The sequence below is a fragment of the Shigella sp. FC1544 genome, from assembly GCF_001722145.1.
In the GTDB taxonomy this organism is placed as follows: Bacteria; Pseudomonadota; Gammaproteobacteria; order Enterobacterales; family Enterobacteriaceae; genus Escherichia; species Escherichia coli.
Map to the genome: position 1 here is coordinate 1 of NZ_MECT01000183.1, position 3,395 is coordinate 3,395.

A 3,395-nucleotide genomic window follows, 5' to 3' on the forward strand; every position below is an offset into this window, starting at 1 on the left:
GCGCGATTTAGCCCCGACGTATCCCCACTGTTCGTCCATTTCCGCGCAGACGATGACGTCACTGCCCGGCTGTATGCGCGAGGTTACCGACTGCGGCCTGAGTTTTTTAAGTGACGTAAAATCGTGTTGAGGCTAACGCCCATAATGCGTGCAGTTGCCCGGCATCCAACGCCATTCAACTCGCCGCTTTACCACAACGTGGATGAGAGGGATGAAAAACTCAAGGCAGAAATGACTCTGCCTTGAAGATAAATGCGTTTTTACAGCGGGCTTATTTCAGCTCTTCTGCTTCCGGTAAGGTCACGTTCAGCTCAAGAATAGAAATATCGCCATCTTTTTGCTCAAGCTGTACGGTTACCATCTCAGGATCAATTTGTACGTATTTACAAATGACCTCAAGAATATCTTTACGCAACTGCGGCAGATAATGCGGTTCTGCATCGCTGCGACGGCGTTCAGCAACAATAATCTGCAGCCGTTCTTTTGCAATGTTGGCTGTGTTTTTCTTCCGCGAGAGAAAGAAATCGAGTAATGCCATAACTTATCCTCCGAACAAGCGTTTGAGGAAGCCTTTCTTCTCTTCTTCAATGAAGCGGAAAGGACGTTCTTCTCCCAACAGACGTTCTACGGTATCTGCGTAGGCTTTACCCGCATCGGCGTTAATGTCGAGAATGACCGGTTCACCCTGGTTAGAGGCGCGCAATACTGATTGATCCTCTGGGATCACGCCGACGAGTTTGATGCGCAGGATCTCCAGCACATCTTCCATGCTCAGCATGTCACCTCTGCTTACGCGGCCTGGGTTATAGCGCGTTAACAGCAGGTGCTCTTTAATAGGCTCTTCGCCATTTTCTGCGCGGCGTGATTTCGACGCCAGAATGCCTAAAATACGGTCAGAGTCGCGTACTGAGGAGACTTCCGGGTTGGTGGTAATAATGGCTTCGTCTGCAAAATAGAGTGCCATTAACGCACCGGTTTCAATCCCTGCCGGGGAGTCACAAACGATAAATTCAAAATCCATCGCTTTCAGATCATCAAGAACTTTGGCGACCCCTTCACGGGTGAGGGCATCTTTATCGCGTGTTTGCGATGCCGGAAGAATATAGAGATTTTCAGTACGCTTATCTTTAATTAACGCCTGATTTAGCGTTGCATCGCCCTGAATGACGTTGACGAAATCGTAAACGACCCGGCGTTCACAACCCATAATCAGGTCGAGATTACGCAGGCCGATATCAAAATCTATCACGACAGTTTTCTTTCCCTTCTGGGCCAAACCAGTGGCGATGGCCGCGCTGGAGGTTGTCTTACCAACACCCCCTTTGCCCGAAGTAACAACAATAATGCGTGCCATAGAAATTCCTTGTTAAAAAGGGATCAATTTAACGGTTGAACGGTCAAAGCGTTTTCGACTAACTGCAGTCGCGCCGCTTTGCCATAAAATTCTGCTGGGATTTGATCACTCAGCCAGTATTCACCTGCGATGGACACCAGTTCCGCCATCAGGTTCGTACAAAATATTTGCGTTTCCCGGTCACCACTTGCCCCTGCAAGCGCACGACCGCGCATCATGCCATAGACATGAATGTTCCCATCGGCAATCAATTCGGCCCCAGCGCTAACGTGGCTTGTAACAATCAGATCACATTGTGGAGCATAAATACGCTGACCGGAACGCACCGGGGTATCTATTAAACGCGTTTTTGTGACCGGCGTTGTATTTTGCGCTGGAGCCTGTGGTGCGGGAGCTGGACGCGGCGCTTTTTCCTTTCCTTCCGTCAGGATAGGCAGCCCCATCTTTTCAATTTCGGCTTTAAGTTGCGCATCTTTGCAGCCACTTACGCCAATAACCCGCAAACCGGTTGCCGACACCGCCTTATGCATCGCTGACCAGTTTACCGGGTCTTCCAGTGCACTGACGTTGAGTACAACGGGGGCATGTTTTAAAAATGCGGGGGCCTGAGCGATTTTGTCTTCCAGCGCCTGATGGATAACCTTAGGTTCTGCCTCATGCAGATGAACCACAGATAAAGTGAAGCTACTGCCTTTAAGCTCGATTGGCGTGTTTGACATCCTGGCCTTACTCAATTAGCTATTAATCATCGCCAGCGCGCGATGATGTTCCGAAGACTATAAGGCATGTTATAGTCTGGATTATATTGAGGCAAGTCACCCTCCCATTTATTCAGAGTAAAAGTCTATTCTGTGATAAATGGCGCTGATTCATAGCTTAAAAAATACCCTTGTCAATCAACCCATTGCCGTCGTACTTTTGATTGTTCTTATTTACGCTTCCTTTTTCCGCACCCTAATCGTGACAGCATCTCCAGACCTGTTTAAATATCTAGTATTGAGGCAAGTGTATTTTTTCACCACGCCAGGCTTTCTTAACTTTCCATTTTTTGCAGCATCATTAAAGAACAGATACCCGTTATCTTAATATCCGCCACAGAATTGCTCTATCATAGAAACCGCAGAAGACGTCTGATACTTCTGTCAGGTCATCGTAACTCGTCCAGGTCAGCGGTTTTGATTACGGATTGATGATGAAATGAGCATAAGTGTTGTACGGTTGGATTATCAGGATGTGCTATGAATATGATGCGTATTTTTTATATCGGATTGTCAGGTGTGGGGATGATGTTCTCATCAATGGCGTCTGGACATGACGCTGGCGGACTTCAATCTCCGGCGTGCGGCGTTGTTTGCGACCCGTATATTTGTGTGAACTCAGATGGCATTTCCCCAGAGTTAACAAGGAAATATCTCGGCGAAAAAGCCGCTGAAAACTTACAATCATTACAAGGCTACGATCCCAGCGAATTTACATTCGCTAACGGTGTATTTTGCGATGTTAAAGAAAAATTATGTCGTGATGATCGTTATTTTGGTGTGGATGGTAAGCGGAGTGGAAAAATCAATCAAATCACCACAAAGATGTTATTTATGTGTCGTGAGTGATGCCTTGTTTACATAATGTTCTATTCGGCGGTAATGCTGCCAAATTACTGATTTAGTGTATGATGGTGATTTTAAGGTGCTTGCGTGGCTTCCATTTTCATCAGATGTCCTTCCTGCTCCGCTACTGAAGGCGTGGTGCGTAACGGCAAAAGCACTGTCGGACATCAGCGCTATCTCTGCTCTCATTGCCGTAAAACATGGCAACTACAGTTCACTTACACCGCCTCTCAGCCCGGTACGCACCAGAAAATCATTGATATGGCCATGAATGGCGTCGGATGTCGCGCCAGTGCACGCATTATGGGCGTTGGCCTCAACACGGTTTTACGTCACTTAAAAAACTCAGGCCGCAGTCGGTAACCTCGCGCATACAACCGGGCAGTGATGTGATTGTCTGCGCTGAAATGGACGAACAGTGGGGCTACGTCGGTGCT

The 3,395-nt window shown here is 47.6% G+C and carries 4 protein-coding genes and 2 pseudogenes; 2 read left to right on the forward strand and 4 right to left on the reverse strand.

What is annotated here, in order from left to right:
• The 4 genes and pseudogenes from BGK49_RS26510 to minC form a co-directional block, all read right to left on the reverse strand.
• Positions 1-179: pseudogene (locus tag BGK49_RS26510) on the reverse strand (IS1 family transposase); the annotation flags it as partial.
• A 92-nt stretch (positions 180-271) separates the two neighbouring features.
• Positions 272-538, reverse strand: coding sequence for a cell division topological specificity factor MinE (gene minE, locus BGK49_RS11050; RefSeq protein WP_001185665.1), 267 nt, complete (start codon positions 536-538; stop codon positions 272-274).
• A 3-nt stretch (positions 539-541) separates the two neighbouring features.
• Positions 542-1,354, reverse strand: a complete 813-nt coding sequence (gene minD / locus BGK49_RS11055; RefSeq protein ID WP_000101055.1) for a septum site-determining protein MinD — start codon at positions 1,352-1,354, stop codon at positions 542-544.
• A gap of 23 nt (positions 1,355-1,377) precedes the next feature.
• Complete coding sequence (gene minC, locus BGK49_RS11060; protein WP_000072536.1) at positions 1,378-2,073, reverse strand: septum site-determining protein MinC; 696 nt, start codon at positions 2,071-2,073, stop codon at positions 1,378-1,380.
• A 519-nt stretch (positions 2,074-2,592) separates the two neighbouring features.
• On the opposite strand from minC, the gene BGK49_RS11065 reads away from it, so the two are divergent.
• Positions 2,593-2,961 carry a YcgJ family protein gene (locus BGK49_RS11065; RefSeq protein WP_001056831.1) on the forward strand — a complete coding sequence of 123 codons (369 nt, stop codon included), beginning with the start codon at positions 2,593-2,595 and terminating at the stop codon, positions 2,959-2,961.
• Between the two features lie 84 nt (positions 2,962-3,045).
• Positions 3,046-3,395 (forward strand): annotated as a pseudogene (locus BGK49_RS26525) (IS1 family transposase); the annotation flags it as partial.

Excerpts from the sequence above, each read along its gene's own strand:
- minE (WP_001185665.1), bottom strand. The coding sequence starts at position 538 with ATGGCATTACTCGATTTCTTTCTCTCGCGGAAGAAAAACACAGCCAAC.
- minD (WP_000101055.1), bottom strand. The coding sequence starts at position 1,354 with ATGGCACGCATTATTGTTGTTACTTCGGGCAAAGGGGGTGTTGGTAAG.
- minC (WP_000072536.1), bottom strand. The coding sequence starts at position 2,073 with ATGTCAAACACGCCAATCGAGCTTAAAGGCAGTAGCTTCACTTTATCT.
- BGK49_RS11065 (WP_001056831.1), top strand. The coding sequence starts at position 2,593 with ATGAATATGATGCGTATTTTTTATATCGGATTGTCAGGTGTGGGGATG.